The 14,088-nt window shown below is 58.8% G+C and carries 18 protein-coding genes; 5 read left to right on the top strand and 13 right to left on the bottom strand.

Going from position 1 to position 14,088, the window contains the following annotated elements:
* Positions 1-149: 149 nt before the first annotated feature.
* From EH31_RS09515 to EH31_RS09460, 12 genes are all read right to left on the bottom strand, one after another.
* Positions 150-1,136, bottom strand: coding sequence for a DUF2493 domain-containing protein (locus tag EH31_RS09515; protein WP_034959911.1), 987 nt, complete (start codon positions 1,134-1,136; stop codon positions 150-152).
* Between the two features lie 350 nt (positions 1,137-1,486).
* Complete coding sequence (locus tag EH31_RS09510) at positions 1,487-1,816, bottom strand: hypothetical protein (RefSeq protein WP_051699111.1); 330 nt, start codon at positions 1,814-1,816, stop codon at positions 1,487-1,489.
* Entirely contained in the window at positions 1,816-2,481 is a 666-nt protein-coding gene (gene tenA / locus EH31_RS09505) for a thiaminase II (RefSeq protein ID WP_034959910.1), read from the bottom strand. Before tenA ends, EH31_RS09510 begins: the two co-directional genes overlap by 1 nt.
* A gap of 101 nt (positions 2,482-2,582) precedes the next feature.
* Entirely contained in the window at positions 2,583-2,939 is a 357-nt protein-coding gene (locus EH31_RS09500; RefSeq protein ID WP_034959909.1) for a type II toxin-antitoxin system RelE/ParE family toxin, read from the bottom strand.
* Positions 2,940-3,209, bottom strand: a complete 270-nt coding sequence (locus EH31_RS09495; RefSeq protein ID WP_034959907.1) for a type II toxin-antitoxin system Phd/YefM family antitoxin — start codon at positions 3,207-3,209, stop codon at positions 2,940-2,942. It abuts the gene before it with no gap.
* A gap of 160 nt (positions 3,210-3,369) precedes the next feature.
* Positions 3,370-3,837: a DUF736 domain-containing protein gene (locus EH31_RS09490; protein ID WP_034959906.1), complete on the bottom strand. Its 468-nt coding sequence runs from the start codon at positions 3,835-3,837 to the stop codon at positions 3,370-3,372.
* 163 nt (positions 3,838-4,000) lie between these two features.
* The gene (locus tag EH31_RS09485; RefSeq protein WP_051699110.1) at positions 4,001-4,639 is read right to left on the bottom strand and encodes a DUF7007 domain-containing protein; all 639 of its coding nucleotides are present in this window, start codon (positions 4,637-4,639) and stop codon (positions 4,001-4,003) included.
* Positions 4,640-4,679: 40 nt separating this feature from the next.
* Complete coding sequence (locus EH31_RS09480) at positions 4,680-5,978, bottom strand: hypothetical protein (RefSeq protein WP_034959905.1); 1,299 nt, start codon at positions 5,976-5,978, stop codon at positions 4,680-4,682.
* A 15-nt stretch (positions 5,979-5,993) separates the two neighbouring features.
* The gene (locus tag EH31_RS09475) at positions 5,994-6,188 is read right to left on the bottom strand and encodes a hypothetical protein (protein WP_034959904.1); all 195 of its coding nucleotides are present in this window, start codon (positions 6,186-6,188) and stop codon (positions 5,994-5,996) included.
* Between the two features lie 10 nt (positions 6,189-6,198).
* A complete protein-coding gene (locus EH31_RS09470) occupies positions 6,199-6,840 on the bottom strand; it encodes a DUF6927 domain-containing protein (protein ID WP_051699109.1) in 642 nt (213 codons plus the stop codon).
* A gap of 50 nt (positions 6,841-6,890) precedes the next feature.
* On the bottom strand, positions 6,891-7,838 hold the full coding sequence (locus EH31_RS09465; protein WP_034959902.1) for an ArdC family protein: 948 nt from the start codon (positions 7,836-7,838) through the stop codon (positions 6,891-6,893).
* A gap of 83 nt (positions 7,839-7,921) precedes the next feature.
* The gene (locus tag EH31_RS09460; protein ID WP_034959900.1) at positions 7,922-9,997 is read right to left on the bottom strand and encodes a ParB/RepB/Spo0J family partition protein; all 2,076 of its coding nucleotides are present in this window, start codon (positions 9,995-9,997) and stop codon (positions 7,922-7,924) included.
* A gap of 827 nt (positions 9,998-10,824) precedes the next feature.
* Here EH31_RS09460 and EH31_RS09455 point away from each other — a divergent pair.
* Positions 10,825-11,289, top strand: coding sequence for a hypothetical protein (locus tag EH31_RS09455; RefSeq protein WP_034960169.1), 465 nt, complete (start codon positions 10,825-10,827; stop codon positions 11,287-11,289).
* A 34-nt stretch (positions 11,290-11,323) separates the two neighbouring features.
* Here EH31_RS09455 and EH31_RS09450 read toward each other — a convergent pair whose 3' ends face one another.
* Positions 11,324-11,752: an RrF2 family transcriptional regulator gene (locus EH31_RS09450; RefSeq protein ID WP_034959899.1), complete on the bottom strand. Its 429-nt coding sequence runs from the start codon at positions 11,750-11,752 to the stop codon at positions 11,324-11,326.
* Positions 11,753-11,833: 81 nt separating this feature from the next.
* Here EH31_RS09450 and EH31_RS09445 point away from each other — a divergent pair, with 81 nt between their 5' ends.
* The 4 genes from EH31_RS09445 (at position 11,834) to EH31_RS18070 (ending at position 13,403) form a co-directional block, all read left to right on the top strand.
* Complete coding sequence (locus tag EH31_RS09445; protein WP_051699108.1) at positions 11,834-12,313, top strand: group III truncated hemoglobin; 480 nt, start codon at positions 11,834-11,836, stop codon at positions 12,311-12,313.
* Positions 12,306-12,764, top strand: a complete 459-nt coding sequence (locus EH31_RS09440) for a hypothetical protein (protein ID WP_034959898.1) — start codon at positions 12,306-12,308, stop codon at positions 12,762-12,764. The genes EH31_RS09445 and EH31_RS09440 overlap by 8 nt, the downstream gene beginning before the upstream one ends.
* A 2-nt stretch (positions 12,765-12,766) precedes the next feature.
* Positions 12,767-13,045: a TehB family protein gene (locus EH31_RS09435; RefSeq protein ID WP_034959897.1), complete on the top strand. Its 279-nt coding sequence runs from the start codon at positions 12,767-12,769 to the stop codon at positions 13,043-13,045.
* 229 nt (positions 13,046-13,274) lie between these two features.
* The gene (locus tag EH31_RS18070) at positions 13,275-13,403 is read left to right on the top strand and encodes a hypothetical protein (protein WP_277813513.1); all 129 of its coding nucleotides are present in this window, start codon (positions 13,275-13,277) and stop codon (positions 13,401-13,403) included.
* Positions 13,404-14,088: the final 685 nt, after the last annotated feature.

Below are 14,088 nucleotides of genomic sequence, written 5' to 3'. Positions count from 1 at the left end.
CTGATCGGCGCGGCAGGGGTTCGATGCCCCTGACGTGCCGCCCAGCGCTGCAAGAGAAAAGCACGCTCCATCCGCGATGAAGCGCGCACCTACGCAGCACAAAAATGGGAGACCCCGGCAGAGAGCCAAGGCCTCCCAAAAAGAAACGGTCAGGCGGCCACCCTTGCGCTTCGCTGATCGGCGATCCGGCGAATATGCAGCGGGACACCAGCGGTCCGCAGGCGCTGCGCGAGATTGGCTTGGACACCCGAGCCTTCGCACACGATCGCTTCCACCGGGCGCATGTTCACCAGCTTCTCGTTGCGCACAAAGGCTGCGCGCTTGCCCAGCTTGCGATCCGGCACAAACAGCACCGCGTTGACCGTATTCGCTTGAGCCCAAGCGCAGGCCATCGCATCGACGCCTTTGCGCATGCCTGTGGTGGCCAGAACCATGTTCGGAATGCGCGCCTTCACCTCGTCAAGCATGGCCCAGATCATGGTGTGATCGTGCCAGCCATCTTGTCCCCCCGACACCACGATCATCGGGCCTTCGGGTTGGAACTGCGCCCTGCGTTCTTTTGCACGTGAGGCCAAAAAGTCGCGCGCCTGCACCTGGCTCGCTGTGACCCCGTTCTTACTGACTTGCGACCCCCTTGTGGCCGTGAAAGGCTTGCCGGTTTCGACGCGGTAAACGTCCGCCGCATGGTCGCGCATCGCTTCCAACGCTTCCCGACACCCTTGCAGCGTCTGGCACAGCATCTGGGTTTCTTCGAGCTCGTTGGCGTAGATTTCCGATGGATCGTAATTACGCGCCATCTCGCCCAATTTCTTGGCAGCTTCGTCTTCGCGCCCCTCGGCAATCCGGGCGGTCATATGAAACGAATTGACCATGCCCCAGGCCAGTTGCCGCGCGAACTCTTCCATGCGTGTATCCTTCAGGACATCGAAGATCGTGCCGATCGCCATCTCAACCGCGCGCCGCGCCATATCGGGATCGGGCATCTCGATCGCCGTCGGTCCGTCGATGACCGAAAGCTTGGCCATGTCTGATGGTTCGACAAAGGCTCCATCATAGCTTTGGGTTGTGCTGGAACGCTCGTCAGCTTGTGCAATGCGTGCGTTTGCGAGTTCTTCGAAAGATGCAAAAGTAGTCATGGGAATATCCTCCACTTTGAAATCGTCATCCTCTTGATGACATCTCAATTGAGGCACGCGGCGGTCAGTGAGGTCAGGGACGCCGGCCAGCGGCCGGTGCCGCGAAGCGGGACGTGGGGGAGCCGATTTTTTCAGGAACGGACGCGTGAGCGGGAGTGGATGCAAAAATTGGGGGAACCGCGGATCCTTGACGGAGCGCCAACCCCGCGTGCCACACTTGGACTATCAGTGAGAGTATCCCCCTCCCCTCTCAGGTTGAGCCCAGTGTTATGGACCTACCAGTGCTCGGTGTTCTTCGCGCCCAGCGCACAAACTGAATCACAGATAGAGGCTGTGATCCAAACACTCGATCAAATCCATTGCGCGCAGCGCGCGCGCTCATCCTCCACCAGCTCTCGCGCCTCAGTTCCCATGTCGGGACCGTCATAGAGACCCAGCTCGCGCATCAGCATGAAGAAGCCCGGTGTGGGCAATCCCGCCCGGGCTCTCGAGACCACAAAGCTTGCCAGTTGCGGCTCAGCCTTCGCCTCCTGATCGCGCATCAGGTCTTCAAGAAGCAGACCCGCTCGGTGGATCGTATGCGGGGGTTGAAGCGCAAGCTGCTTTGCCAGCTCGGCATAGGTCAGCGTCCGCCCGCTGCGGGCCGTCGACAAGAGGACGCTTCTAAGAATGTCGCGCATCAGACTGGCCAGGTCTCCAGACGATAGGCGCTGTCCCAAAACATCCATTCGAGCTGCGCCGAACGTCGGTAGGCCAGATGCATCCGCTCGATGTTGCGCGCGGAACATTGGGCGGCCACCGCGTCGAGGGTCGCGATCACCGCATCGACGGCGTCGGCGAAATCTTTGCCCGCATAGGTATCAATCCAGGCACTGTAAGGATTGTCCGGATGTGCGTCCGTGTGGATGGCCCGACCCACTTCACGGTAAATCCAGAAGCACGGCAGAAGCGCGGCGAGCCCGACTTCGAACGGCTCCTGCGCGCAGGTGGCTCTGAGGAAGCTCACATAATGATTGCAGGAAGGGCTGAGCTCGGTGGCTGCGAACTGATCCGGCGTAACCCCGAAAAGCTCGAAATACTCAGCGTGCAATTCGCGTTCGACGATGATCGCGACTTCGGCCGCCTTGGCAAACTGTACCACGTCATCCGCTTGCCAGCCTTTGGCAGCAACCAGCGAAAGCCCTCTGGCAAAGCCCTCGAGGTAATGCGCGTCCTGGATCATGTAGTGCCGGAACTTTTCTTCCGGCAACGATCCCTCAGCGAGCTCGCGATTGAACGGCATGTCGCGCGTTTTTTCGAAGAGTGGGAGATTGGCTTGCCAGGCGTATTCGGAAAATCGGGTCACGGGATTGCTTCCAAGAGTTGAGAGTGGTAAAAATCAATGATGAGATCGCGACGATACGCGATATGAACAAATCCAGCTCTCTTGTGTGCGCTCAGTCGCGATTAGGCGCCAAGCAACCGCTCTGCCAAGAGCGTTCTGAAATCGCGCCGCGCATCGGCGACGATATGAACCACGACCGCCTCGGCTTCAGAAGCGCGTTCGATCGAATAGATGATCCGGAAGGGCGCGCGCGATAACTGGCGATAAGTCGAAATACCGAGGGCCTCGAGCTCGGATGGCACTGGGCCCTTGCGCGGATGAGCGCCAAGCCTCTCGATGAGCGCAACCAACTCCTCGAGCAGCGCGTCAGCGCCGTCGCGGCCGTCATTGCCGCGCTGCAAGCGTCGACGCGTCCAAATGCCGCGCAGGTCGTTTTCAGCGCTTCGGGTAAGCGCGACCTTCAAGCCAGAGCCCGACATTCAATCGACCGATTGACGGATGCGGTCTGCGAGACCCTCGACAGGCACGATGCGACCGGCGGCCAGATCGGCCTGCCCCATGGCGAGAAGCTTGAGAAGCGCGAGCGTTTCCTGCGCTTGCTCAAAGCTGCCGATGTCCTGCAACACGGCTTTGGCTTCGCCGTTCTGAGTGATAACCAGCGGCGCACCGCCATCACTCAATTCACGGATGATTTCAGCACTATGCGCTTTGAGGTAGCTGATTGGCTTTACGCGATCTTCGATTTTCATTCTGAAACCTCCAGTCTTTATTCGGTCCGAATATAGTCTACATAACTGCGCTTTGAAAGAGGGCGCTCCGAGCGACAATGTAAAAAAGGCCCGCCTCGCACGGGCGAGACGAGCCTTTCTGGGTGCCGGCGCGGGAGGAACGCCGGCTGGGGGACGTGGTTCAGGCAGCCTGTTGCTGATCAGCGCCGTAGGTGCTTTCGCCAAGGCCATCGCCTGCGGGACGCTGGTCTTCCTCGCTATCTTCGCCAAAGCCGGGCAGCGACGGAAGCGAGTTCTCGTCATTGGTCGCGGTCGGCAGGCTGCGCTTGGCCTTCGGACGCCGCCAGGCGACGTTGTAACTGCCATCGTCCTGGTTGAAGAGCGCGACGTCGAGCGGTTTGTCGAGGCTCGGGTCATCGATCCGGCCAGACAGAAAAACCTCGCCGGTTTCGTTCGATGCATATTGCCACAGCGCGCCGACCTTCACCCAGTTGCGGCGATCGGCGGAAAGCGCCATGACGTCGTAGGCGGGTGCCTTGTCGTTGTTCGAAGTGAACTCGCGCAGGGCCACCGTGGCCGTGAATGCGAGAGTGGTGATGCGACCCACGAAAATGCCTTCTTCGTTGGTCTTGAGATTGCCGATATTCATTGGAACGTCTCCTTGGTTCGTCCGAGCCCCTTGCCCGGACCACCCTCTTTCATCCCCCTCCCCACCCGGGCCGTCCGGCCCGGCAGCGCGCGCTCGCTCGCGCGCCTTCCGTGGAGCCATAGCGGCAGCGGAGGGTCCGCGTCGGTCTTGGCCTGTAGGCCGATTACTCGAGCCGCTTGGTCGGTCGGAACTCCTCGGGCATATCGATCAATTCGTGCTCGTTGTCCTCAAGACAGAAGACCTCACCGCGCTTTGAATAGGCCTGCTTGTCGACCAGTGCGTAGCAGCGCTCCTCGCCGTAACGCGCATTGCCAAGGTGATCGACGGAAAGGACCTTGCAGGCGACGACACCCGTCTTGCCTTTCGGCACCCAATCCGCCCAATCGCCCCAGGCGGCGGTGACGCATTGCTTGCCGATCGCGGCTGTGTAGGCGGCGCGTCGGCGAAGCACACGCGAGGCGTTCTCGGGCACGGCCTCTCCAGTAAAGGCTTCGTAACGGTCGGGATGCCAGCACCGCGCGGTATCGACTGCGAGCTCCAGCCAGGAGGCGCAATCAAGCTGCGCGGCTTCGAACTCGTCGCGGAACGCGAGCACGGGCAGCGCCCAATCGCAGTCTTCTTCATAGTTGGCAGTGTCGAGTTGCAGAGCTTCAGGCATTGCCGCTTTGCGGCCTACTGACAGCATGATTCCGCCATGCGAGGCGGTGGTGACTACCCAGAAGCCGGGCAGAAACTCCTCGGCCATGATGATCGAGCCCCAGATCGAGTGCGTGGGTCTGGGTGAGGATGCGAAGTGAGCCATGACGTAATCTCCTTACGTCCATGCTCCCTCCCCCTTCCCTTTACACGATCATGGCCTCGAGACGGGCGAGCAGCCCGTCGCCTGAAAGCTCGTCTGCGGTGATGCTGAGCACAGGTGCGATTTCGGCGATGCACTCCCGGTCGCGCGCGTGCACTTCGCGGCCTTCCAACGTATCGTCATAAATCAGGTGGATCGCGAACTGGTCATCTTCGCCGGTGTTGTAGTCGCGAAAGGCGACGATCGCGTCTGGCCTTACAAAGCCTTTGTCTGTGAGAATATCGAACAGCGGTTTCTTGATCGCGACCGCAACGCGCCTGGCGCGCATCAGATATTGGAACCGCGTGAGCAACTCAAACAGCCGCCGCTCAGCGCCGCGTTCGATAGGCACGAACTGGTTGCCCTTGAAAATCGGCTGTGCATAGGCGCGCAGCGCAAGATAGCCCTCGCGCTTGGAATGCTCGCCAACCACGGCGAGCGCCAGATAAGGGCCACCCGGCCCTCCCTCTCCTGCGCTCATGCCCACTCCAGATTGCTGAATGCGATTGCGGATGGCGACATCCCCTAGGCCTGTTGTCAAAGTGTTCGAGTGCACAGCGCTCGCTTCGAGCAGCAGGAAGGCCTGCGGAGCGTAGCCGACGGGCCAGTCCTTGGCGGCCTCCCGCAGCCGCGCATGGAGGCGGGTGCGCTCGTAATCGACCGCATTTGTGTAGAGATGCGAAGCGAGCGGGATGCCAGGTGCGATGTCAAAGCGCCGCGCCGCCTCGCGCAAACGAGCGAGTTCCTTGGCAATCCCGAACTTTGGTCTGCCTTCGGCAGGCAGGCCTCTGATCACATTGGTGCCGGCGGCCTCGAGCAGCATCCAAAGAAGCTTGCCGAGCCTCGGGATCGTGACGCCGCGGCGGCGATCATCGGGTTCGACCTCGTCGGGCTTGGTCGCCAGCTTCTCCGGCGCATCCTTGTGGGCGTTGAACAATCCACGCGGATAATCGATTTCGAAATGCGCGCCATCGGGTTTCTCGCGAATGCGATCCGGGGCCTGTGGCAGAAAAAACGGGCAATCGCGTCTGTGCTGCGGCCTGCTCGTCAGGCGCCTCAGATAGTAAGTCTCTTGCAAACTAAGATAGGCCGGACTCAAAAGCGGCGGCGCCCCATCTTCGTCCAAGCAATCGCAGGCTAGCCATTTGCCGTTCTCGCGCGCTGTTACGACGAGGGAAACCGAGGCGCGGTGATCGGCCTCACTGCCCTGACCCAAATACCAGCGTATCAGTCCCGCACGCAGCAGCGATGGGACTTTGACGCGCTCGTTGCGTCCATCGGTATCCTTTGGGATCAGCCACATGTCTTTAGAATGCCCTCAAAGGACAATAATCTGAAGAGCGATTTTGCCGCTCTCTGTTTCACCGAGGCGGCACACCCGATAGGGCTGTAGTGGCTCAGCGGTTTGGATAACGACATGGTCGCGCTCGGTTTCCTCGCATTGGCGCAGCGCGACGCTAATTGCATGGGCAAGGCCGCACAATTGGTGGCGGCGGGGATCAAGAGGCGGCACGGCACCCTCCTCAAGTACTCGCGCTCGGAAAGACCGTCCCGGCCTGAACCGGCTCGCGAACGATCTCAAAGGCGCGGTCCATCAGCCCAGAGACGCGATAGCGCCCTCCCCCGTCCGGATCGGTCAGCACGAGACGCCGGCCTTCGCGCCGAACTCGAAACTCCGAATGCTTGGACCCGTCGGTGAAGGTCATCGCTTCCGGCAAGCGAATGAGCGCGCCGTCGGGCAGTTTACGAGCGCGCAGCCTCGCCGTGAGATGACAGCGCCGCCGCCAGTCGAGCGCGTAAGGTTCGCTGGTGCTGGTGAGCAAATCGATAATCCTCCGCGGGCACGCGGCCTCGCTGGGCCCGGCGGTTTCGTCCATATCCTTGTATCCGAATACGAGGTCGTCCTTGGCGCGCAGGTTCCATTTGACGAGGCAAATCGCAGCGAAGACATAGAGGCGCGCGCCAGCTTCATCGTAGCGCTCAATCGCACCGTACCAGGTCCGGTTGCCCGGACAGGCGCTGTCGAGCACGCGCAGTCCGATGAACTCGCAACCGCCGGTATTGTCGCCTTTGGCTTCGCGCTCATAAGTGAATTGCGCATCGAGATATGTCTTTGGCGTTGTGTCTTCGCCCATCGCGGTGCGGGTCATGAAAAGCCAGCCCATCGCGGCCTCCAGTCATTTAGTGGGTTTCGATCGATGATCTTGGCGCAGTTTCAGGCGGCGAGTTTTTCGGTCGGTGGTGTCTGCGCTGCTACTTCGGCGTCATCGGTCTGTTCGCCATAGCCTGAATGCGCCGCCAGCCAGGCGAAGGCCTGCTCAGACTTCGCCGCCGCGGTGATGATCGCCGACTTGTCAGCCTTAAGGATCTGCAGCCAGTGATCGACATAGCTTGCATGGCTGTCATGCAGCTCGGGCGGCAGTTCGAGTTCATAGCAGATCCGCCCGCTGGTGATTTCGGCGACCAGTTCCTCAAACGCATAGGCTTTGTCGCCAAAGCGCTTGCCGAATGTCCGATCGAGCCGATCGGGATGTCCCGTCGCATGGCCAAGCTCGTGTCCGAGTGTCGCCGCGTAGTGATCTTCCGTGACGAACGTGGTCTTGTGTGGAAGCTGCACATAGTCAGCGCCCGGCGCATAAAAGGCGCGGTCGCCGCCGTGGCGCACTTCGATCGGGATCGGCTCGAAGAAGGCAGCGATCGCTTCGCGCTTGGCGGACGGTTCCAATGGCTCTTCGTCAACGGCATCAGGATAGAAATGCACTGGCAGGCCATCGATTTGCTCGCAGTTGAACACGCTATAGCAGCGCATGAAGCGGATCGTTCGAATATGGTCTTCGCCGGTCACATCGTCATGCTCCTCTTTCTTCAGCGAGTTGAAGTAGACGCTGGGCTGGGAGGTCTCGCCCCTGCGAACTTGGCCGCCGAGTTTCTGCGCCTGCGCGTAGGTCATCCAATAGCGCGACCGAAACCCAAGCGTGTCAGCGGCCGCCCAGAGATAAAGTGCGTTGATGCCGGAATAGCGCACGCCATTAGCGCGCAAGGGCGCACCGCACCCGCCTCGTTTCGTCCAGGGGCGTCGCCAGGGGGGCGTGCCCTCCTCGATTTTTTGGATGATGAGATCGGTGATCGCTTGCGCGGCATCGCGCCGGGGTTTCCTGGCCATGGCGAGGTCTCCTTATACTGAAACGACAAAGGCCCGGGACACGTTGCCCGGGCCTCCTCGGTTGATTGATGTGATCGTTTCGATCAGGCGGCGAGCGGCTCGGCCTCGTCGGCTTCCGGTTCGTCGGCACCGAGATCATCGGTCGCGGTCTCGTCGGCCGGATCGTCCACACCATCGGGCGCGTCTGGCTCGCCCCCACCGGCCTCAACTTGATCTGCCACCGGCAGCTCGAACCGCATAGGTGCCGGGACCCAGCGCATCGCACGCTCCTTGATATCCTCTTCAACAATCGCATCGCCGGCAAACAGCCGCGCGCAGGAAGTCGACAGCTCGGACTTCTTCGAAGCGCCATAGCGCGCGGCCAGTTCGCGCCCGCCGATCTCGGTCAAGGCCGCCAGACACGAAGCCTTGCTGATCCGATCGAAGAAGTTCTCCGAGGTCGGCCGCCAGAGTGCCGCGACGTCGATATCGAGGATAGTGCCGAGCAGCGCATGGATCGGATGGTGCTCGCTGGTATAGCCTTTCTTGGCTTCGAGCGAGATCGCCACGCAATAGGCAAGCCAAGCTGCCTTGGCCTCGTCGTGGAGCGCGCGGAAGGCGAGAAACCGGTCCGTGAGGTCGCTTTCTTCCTGCCAGGCGCGCTCGAGCGCGTCATGAGCATCGGCCAAGATCTGATCGGCCTCGCCAGTCGGACATTCGCCGCGCACCGGATCACCGGCCTTGCCGCCGCGGATGGTGGTGCCCTTGGGTTCGTAGCCGCGCGCGTCGGCCAGCGCGAAGATCGCATAGTCAAGCGCCAAGCCGGGGTCGCCAAGCAGTGACGCAGCCAACACGTCGCGGCGCTGCACCGAGAGCTCGTCGAACAGGCGCGCGGAGACCGCTTTGCCGCCGGGCGCGGCGGCCTCGGGCTTGCTTGGCTTCGCGGCCCCACCCGACTTCGTGGACGGAGCTTCGAACGCACCGCCGGTGATCTGGCCGTTGTCGTCTTCCTCGAAGCGCAGCTCTTTTTCCGAATAATAGTCCGGATCGAGCACCATCTCGCCTGTGGCGGTGAGAATCAAGAACTGGCCGACCTCGCCTTTCCACTCCTTAGGCAGCTCACGCTTTGGATTGGTAAGCGTCCGACGCTCCTCGTCGATTTCTTCGTATTCGGTTTCAAGATCTTCGATATCGATCGCGTCTGAGGGCTCGACTTCGTAAGCTTCGAAAATATCGCCGATTGCGCTCATGCGCGTTTCGATATCGTCGATCCGGGTTTGAGCTTCGTCGCTGATCGGCGCAGGCGGCAAGCGTACGGGATGAACATCGGCCTCGCTGCGCGCATGCCAGCTCGAGGTTGCGGCCACAGGCCTAACCCAAGCAAGGCCTGTGTCAGCGACAAGTCTGGTGGCCTCGACCTCCATCTTCGCTGCGGCGAGTTCGTGCGCGATGGGTATGTCGAGCCAGCGATCTTCCGAGGCTTCGCTGAAGAGATCACGTTCGACCCGTCCGCCTTCGGCGACATAGGCTTCTTCGCCCACCAGTCTCGCAATCGGGTCACTGCCCCTCAGCGAGCCTTCGGCGATCATACGCCGGATCGCATCGGCCTTGAGATAGGAATTGTAGCGCGCCTGCTCGAACACCCGCAGCTGCACCTCGTGTCGGTCGGTCGAGGCATAGGCCTTGGCAAGATCCAGCGTGATGTCACCCGCTTCGAGCGCTTCGAAAATCGGCTCGGCAAGATTGGCAAGGCGCAAGCGGCCCTCGACGAAACGCTGGGTAAGACCGAAGCGTTTGGCAACCGCCGCGCTGTCGCCGTCCTCAGCCACAAAATGTTGGAACGCGCGGCACTCTTCGGTGGGTGTCATGGCGAGACGCTGGAAGTTCTCGGCGAAGGACACCTCGCCAACATTGCTCGTCTTGCTGTCGATTACGAGGCATTGGACGTCATGGGTTTTGTCCCAAGCGCCGCGCTCGGCGATCATGTTCATGGCGCGCAGGCGTCTGCCGCCTGCAATCACATCGAAGCGCGTGCGCTTCTTGGACTTGGTAACGATAAGGTTCTGAAGCTGGCCGTGCGCTTCGATGTCGTGAGAAAGCTGCTCATCAGCAGCTTCATCAATCACCTTGCGCACATTGCTGGGGCTTTGATCGAGCTTGCAAAGAGGAATTGCAGTCATGGGAGGTCTCCATCTGATCGTCCGTCCAATTGACGGACCATCAAACCTCCCTCCCCCTTCTCTTTCGTTCTTTAATTCACCGGAGTCCGGAAGACTGTCGTTCGCCTTGAAGCGCTAGCTTGGCTAAAGGAGCAGGCCTATTCGCCTGCGGTCATCGGCGATTTCCAGCGAAAGGCGGTGCAGAGCTAGCGGCGGCTTTGCGCCCCAGTCTCGGACGTAGCAATCCGATTTCTTAGCTCCTGAAAGCAGACATTCTTCTCGGCCATTCCGGCCAAGGAGAAAACCAACAACATACCTACAGCTTGATCCCGCAGTTCAGAACCGAGTTCGGTGGAACCTTTGCGCAAAGATTTCTCCCAAACGACCGTTCATCAAGAAACACACGTGATAGAACTGCTTCTTACTTGATCGCGAGCGGCGCATTCGACTTCGAGCGCCGCTTTATCTGGCGATAAATAGCAAGTGACGGCCTGTAATCTCGTCGAGCAAGATCCGGGCCGGAAATTAGAACGCGAGCTACGATCACGCATCGGAAGACTGGTGGACCTGTACAATTCAAGAGCACATCAGACGCGGCGGCAAGCGTCTTCGCTTGGATTGAACTTAAGGGCTGAGCGGTCAGGAACTTTGTCTTTTTGGGCCGCGTTTATTGTGCACTACACCTAGGGCAAATGACCTTGGAAACAGCCCCGTCGAAAGCTCGAGCTGAAAGCGCTTTCACCCACATAATTGTTGCAACCGTGCTTGTCGCAAACCTCGCGCACGTTAGAGTGTAGCACCTTGGTCGCAATAGCGCGCGCGGTTCATCTATCGAGAGCGACATCATGATCGACGATTTTACCCTCGCCCGCGTAATTCATGTCGTGTCGATTGTCGGCTGGATCGGCGGCGTTTGGTTCGTTACTTTCGTGGTCATGCCCGCGATTGCAAGAGCGGAAGCGCCCGCCGAGCGGCTCCATGCCTTTCACCGGATCGAGCAGGGGTTCTCTGTCCAGGCGAAGATATGGGTATTGCTCGCAGGAGCTTCTGGCTTCTGGATGACGTGGCGCGGCGATATGTGGTGGCGGTTTGCCGAGCCCGCCTATTGGTGGATGTCGGCTATGTTCGCTCTGTGGCTGGTATTTTTCCTGATGCTGTTCGTCGCAGAGCCTCTGGTGCTCCATCGCCGTATGGCCAACTCCCAAACCCCCGAGCGTGATTTCCGGCTTATGGTCCTCGTGCACCGCGTGCTGTCGGTGTTCGCATTGATCACCACCGCTGGCGCGATGGGCGGTGCACACGGGCTCATTTGAGAAGGACTTATCTGAGCCGCTGGCCGCCTAAAGCTTATCCAACCATAAGCTGGTTGAGCAACTTCTGCCGGTTATCCGTGATCTGCGCCAGATTAAATTGATCAAGATGGGTTAGGAACGCTTCGAGCGCTCCCGCTAGTGCAGGCTTCAGGCCGCATGCTCCATCAATTGCACAATTTTCCTTGCCGCCCATGCACGCCACAAAGCCACCCAGGTTCTCCAATTGGCGAACAACCTCGCCGACATTGATCTTTGTTACGGGGCGAGCAAGGCGCAGACCGCCGCCTCGGCCTCTCATCGTTTCGATATAGCCAGCAGCAGAGAGGTCTTGCGCAACCTTCGCCAGATGGTTGCGCGATATTTCGTAGTGAGCCGCAATCCAGTCGATTGAGACGACCTCGTCAGAAGCGGCGAGCGTCATGAGCATTCGCAAGGCGTAATCGGTTCGAAGATTTAATTGCATAAAATAGGTATATCAGATGTTGCTTTTAATTCAATAGCCATATAACAGGTATATCAAATACCAATTATGAGGAGGCTTGCAATGAGCACCACCATCGAAAGGCCGCGCGAGCAAGTGATCTTGGCACGAGTCGCAAAGCGCGCAAATGCCGAAGCGTGCGGTGTCGATGAACATTTCATATCGCTCATGGTGGAGCGGTTTTACGCCAGTATCCGCGAAGACGACTTGCTCTCAGCGATCTTTGCAAACCGGATATCCAATTGGCCAGAGCATCTGGAGCGGATGAAATCTTTTTGGCGCTCTATCCTGTTTAACAGCGGAGAGTTTTCTGGAAATCCCATGGCGAAACACATGACCATTCCAGGACTCGAAGAGGTGCATTTCAGGCGCTGGCTTGAACTCTTCTACGCCACTCTGCGCGAGCTGGAGCAGCATGAGGAAGGGACCGTTCTTGTTGCAGAGCGTGCGCGTGCCATCGCCGACAGCCTGTTTACCGGGATCACGATCCGGCGTGACGGCATCTCTGGATCAAAAGCTGGAAAGGATCTCCCCCATGTTTGAACAGCAAACGATTATCGCAGAACGCGACGCAGATTTCGACGTTGAACTGCATGCAATGGACAATGCATTTCAACCTTTAACGGCTGCCAACGCGGCGCCCGATAACGCAGGTTTTGAGCTTCCCCGTGCGGTGTGGACGAGCATGTTTGCATGCTACGCAGTCTTTTTCGGAGCAATTGCGATGGCCACCGGAGGAAGCGGAGCAGCACGTTTCGCCATCGTGATCTCGGTCCTCTATACCATCATTTATTTCGGCGTAGCGCGCATCGCATCGCTGCAGGCCGGACCGGAAGCAAGATCGCCGCTTGAGCAAGGCGGTATGCTCGATACCTGGACTGGATTGATGGACAAGAGAGCCGTCTACGGTCAGGTCCTGATCGTACCGATTGCGGTTGCCCTGTTCGGCATCAGCATTTTGATAATCACGATATCCCTCGGGATTGGAGGGTGACAATGCGAAAAAAGCTTCCCGATAATGTCGAGAAATACTCAGAATCACCGCTGTTCAATGAGCAGACTATTCCTGCCAAGCTCGCATCAAACCACGATTTGAAAGCCGGTGTGTGGGGCAAGGTTTGTGTGGTCTCAGGCATCTTGGAGTACATCATTCCGGGTGATCCGGACGAGGTTCATGTTATCCGGGAAGGGGAGCACATCATCAGCGAACCAGAGCAAGTGCATTTCGTAAGATCAGTGGGTCCGGTTGAATTCAAAGTCGAATTCTATCGCTAGCCGTCCAATGCACATATTAAGGCAACGTTTTTGAAGATGTACCCCGCTGCTCAACGGACGCCACGTACTGCTCCAAAGTGCTTTGATAGAACTGCGTTTGCGTGAGCGTGTTCGTTCTCCCCACCACAGTGCGCTCAAGCTGTGCGCGTTACCATCTCTCGAATAGCTCGATTTGATTCAGCCATTGTTTGCAGGCAATCACAGTCAGGGTGAATCTCGCGCCCGTATTATGACAACATCTCAGGAAGCAGGAAATCTCGACGTCGGCGTCAACTATATCGCGATAATCTCACCTCACGGCTCGCTGGGCGAAAGAAACAACCATATCCCTCAAGCCAGCGTTGCATGGTCGTTTTAGGTCCATGCTCGATGACTGGCATAATCACTTGCTCACTTGCTTAGGCAAAAAACGTGATGCAGCCAGACCGACGCCGGGGCCACGGCCTGAGCACACGGAAGGTCGCCTTTAAACGGTAGCAATTGACCTGCAGGTCAATTGCTTGAGCATACAGGCCGTAGCGGGCCCAGCCATGAGCGGATGATCGGGGTCGGGGTGAAAAGCTAACGCGAACTGACCCGTCAGCAAATCGGCTGCAAAGGACAGTCCCTCCTTTCAAAGTCGTCAGATGCAAGCAGACACCTTGCTTCCACCCCAGACTAAGCCGCAAGTAGCGTCCAAAAATTGGGGGCGGGCAGCGGACGCCATAGTCCTCTGCTAAGGGCATCAATCCCAAGCGCGTATTAGGGTCTAGATGCGATCTCTTGGCAAAGGCTCTGTTCTAATTTTCCTCCTCAGGTGCGCAGTCTCAGTCTTTGTCCTCCAACCAAGCTGCAACAACTATGTGATAAGTCCAACCCGCTTGACAGTCTTAACTATCTTTCTGTGTAAATTGTGAAAAAGCCAACAAAGTAAAGTGTCACGCCCGGTTGACACCAATGGGTCTTGGTCCGATCAAACCCCTATCAACATGACAATTGGGCAGCCACGTTTGGCACCCAATTTGCGTCGAAGGGGAGACTGGAATCTTGACTTTTAGCAACCG

The sequence above is a fragment of the Erythrobacter longus genome, from assembly GCF_000715015.1.
GTDB classification, from domain to species: Bacteria; Pseudomonadota; Alphaproteobacteria; order Sphingomonadales; family Sphingomonadaceae; genus Erythrobacter; species Erythrobacter longus.
Note: the sequence above shows the minus strand (reverse complement) of the source record. Positions and strands in the feature narration are given on the sequence as shown.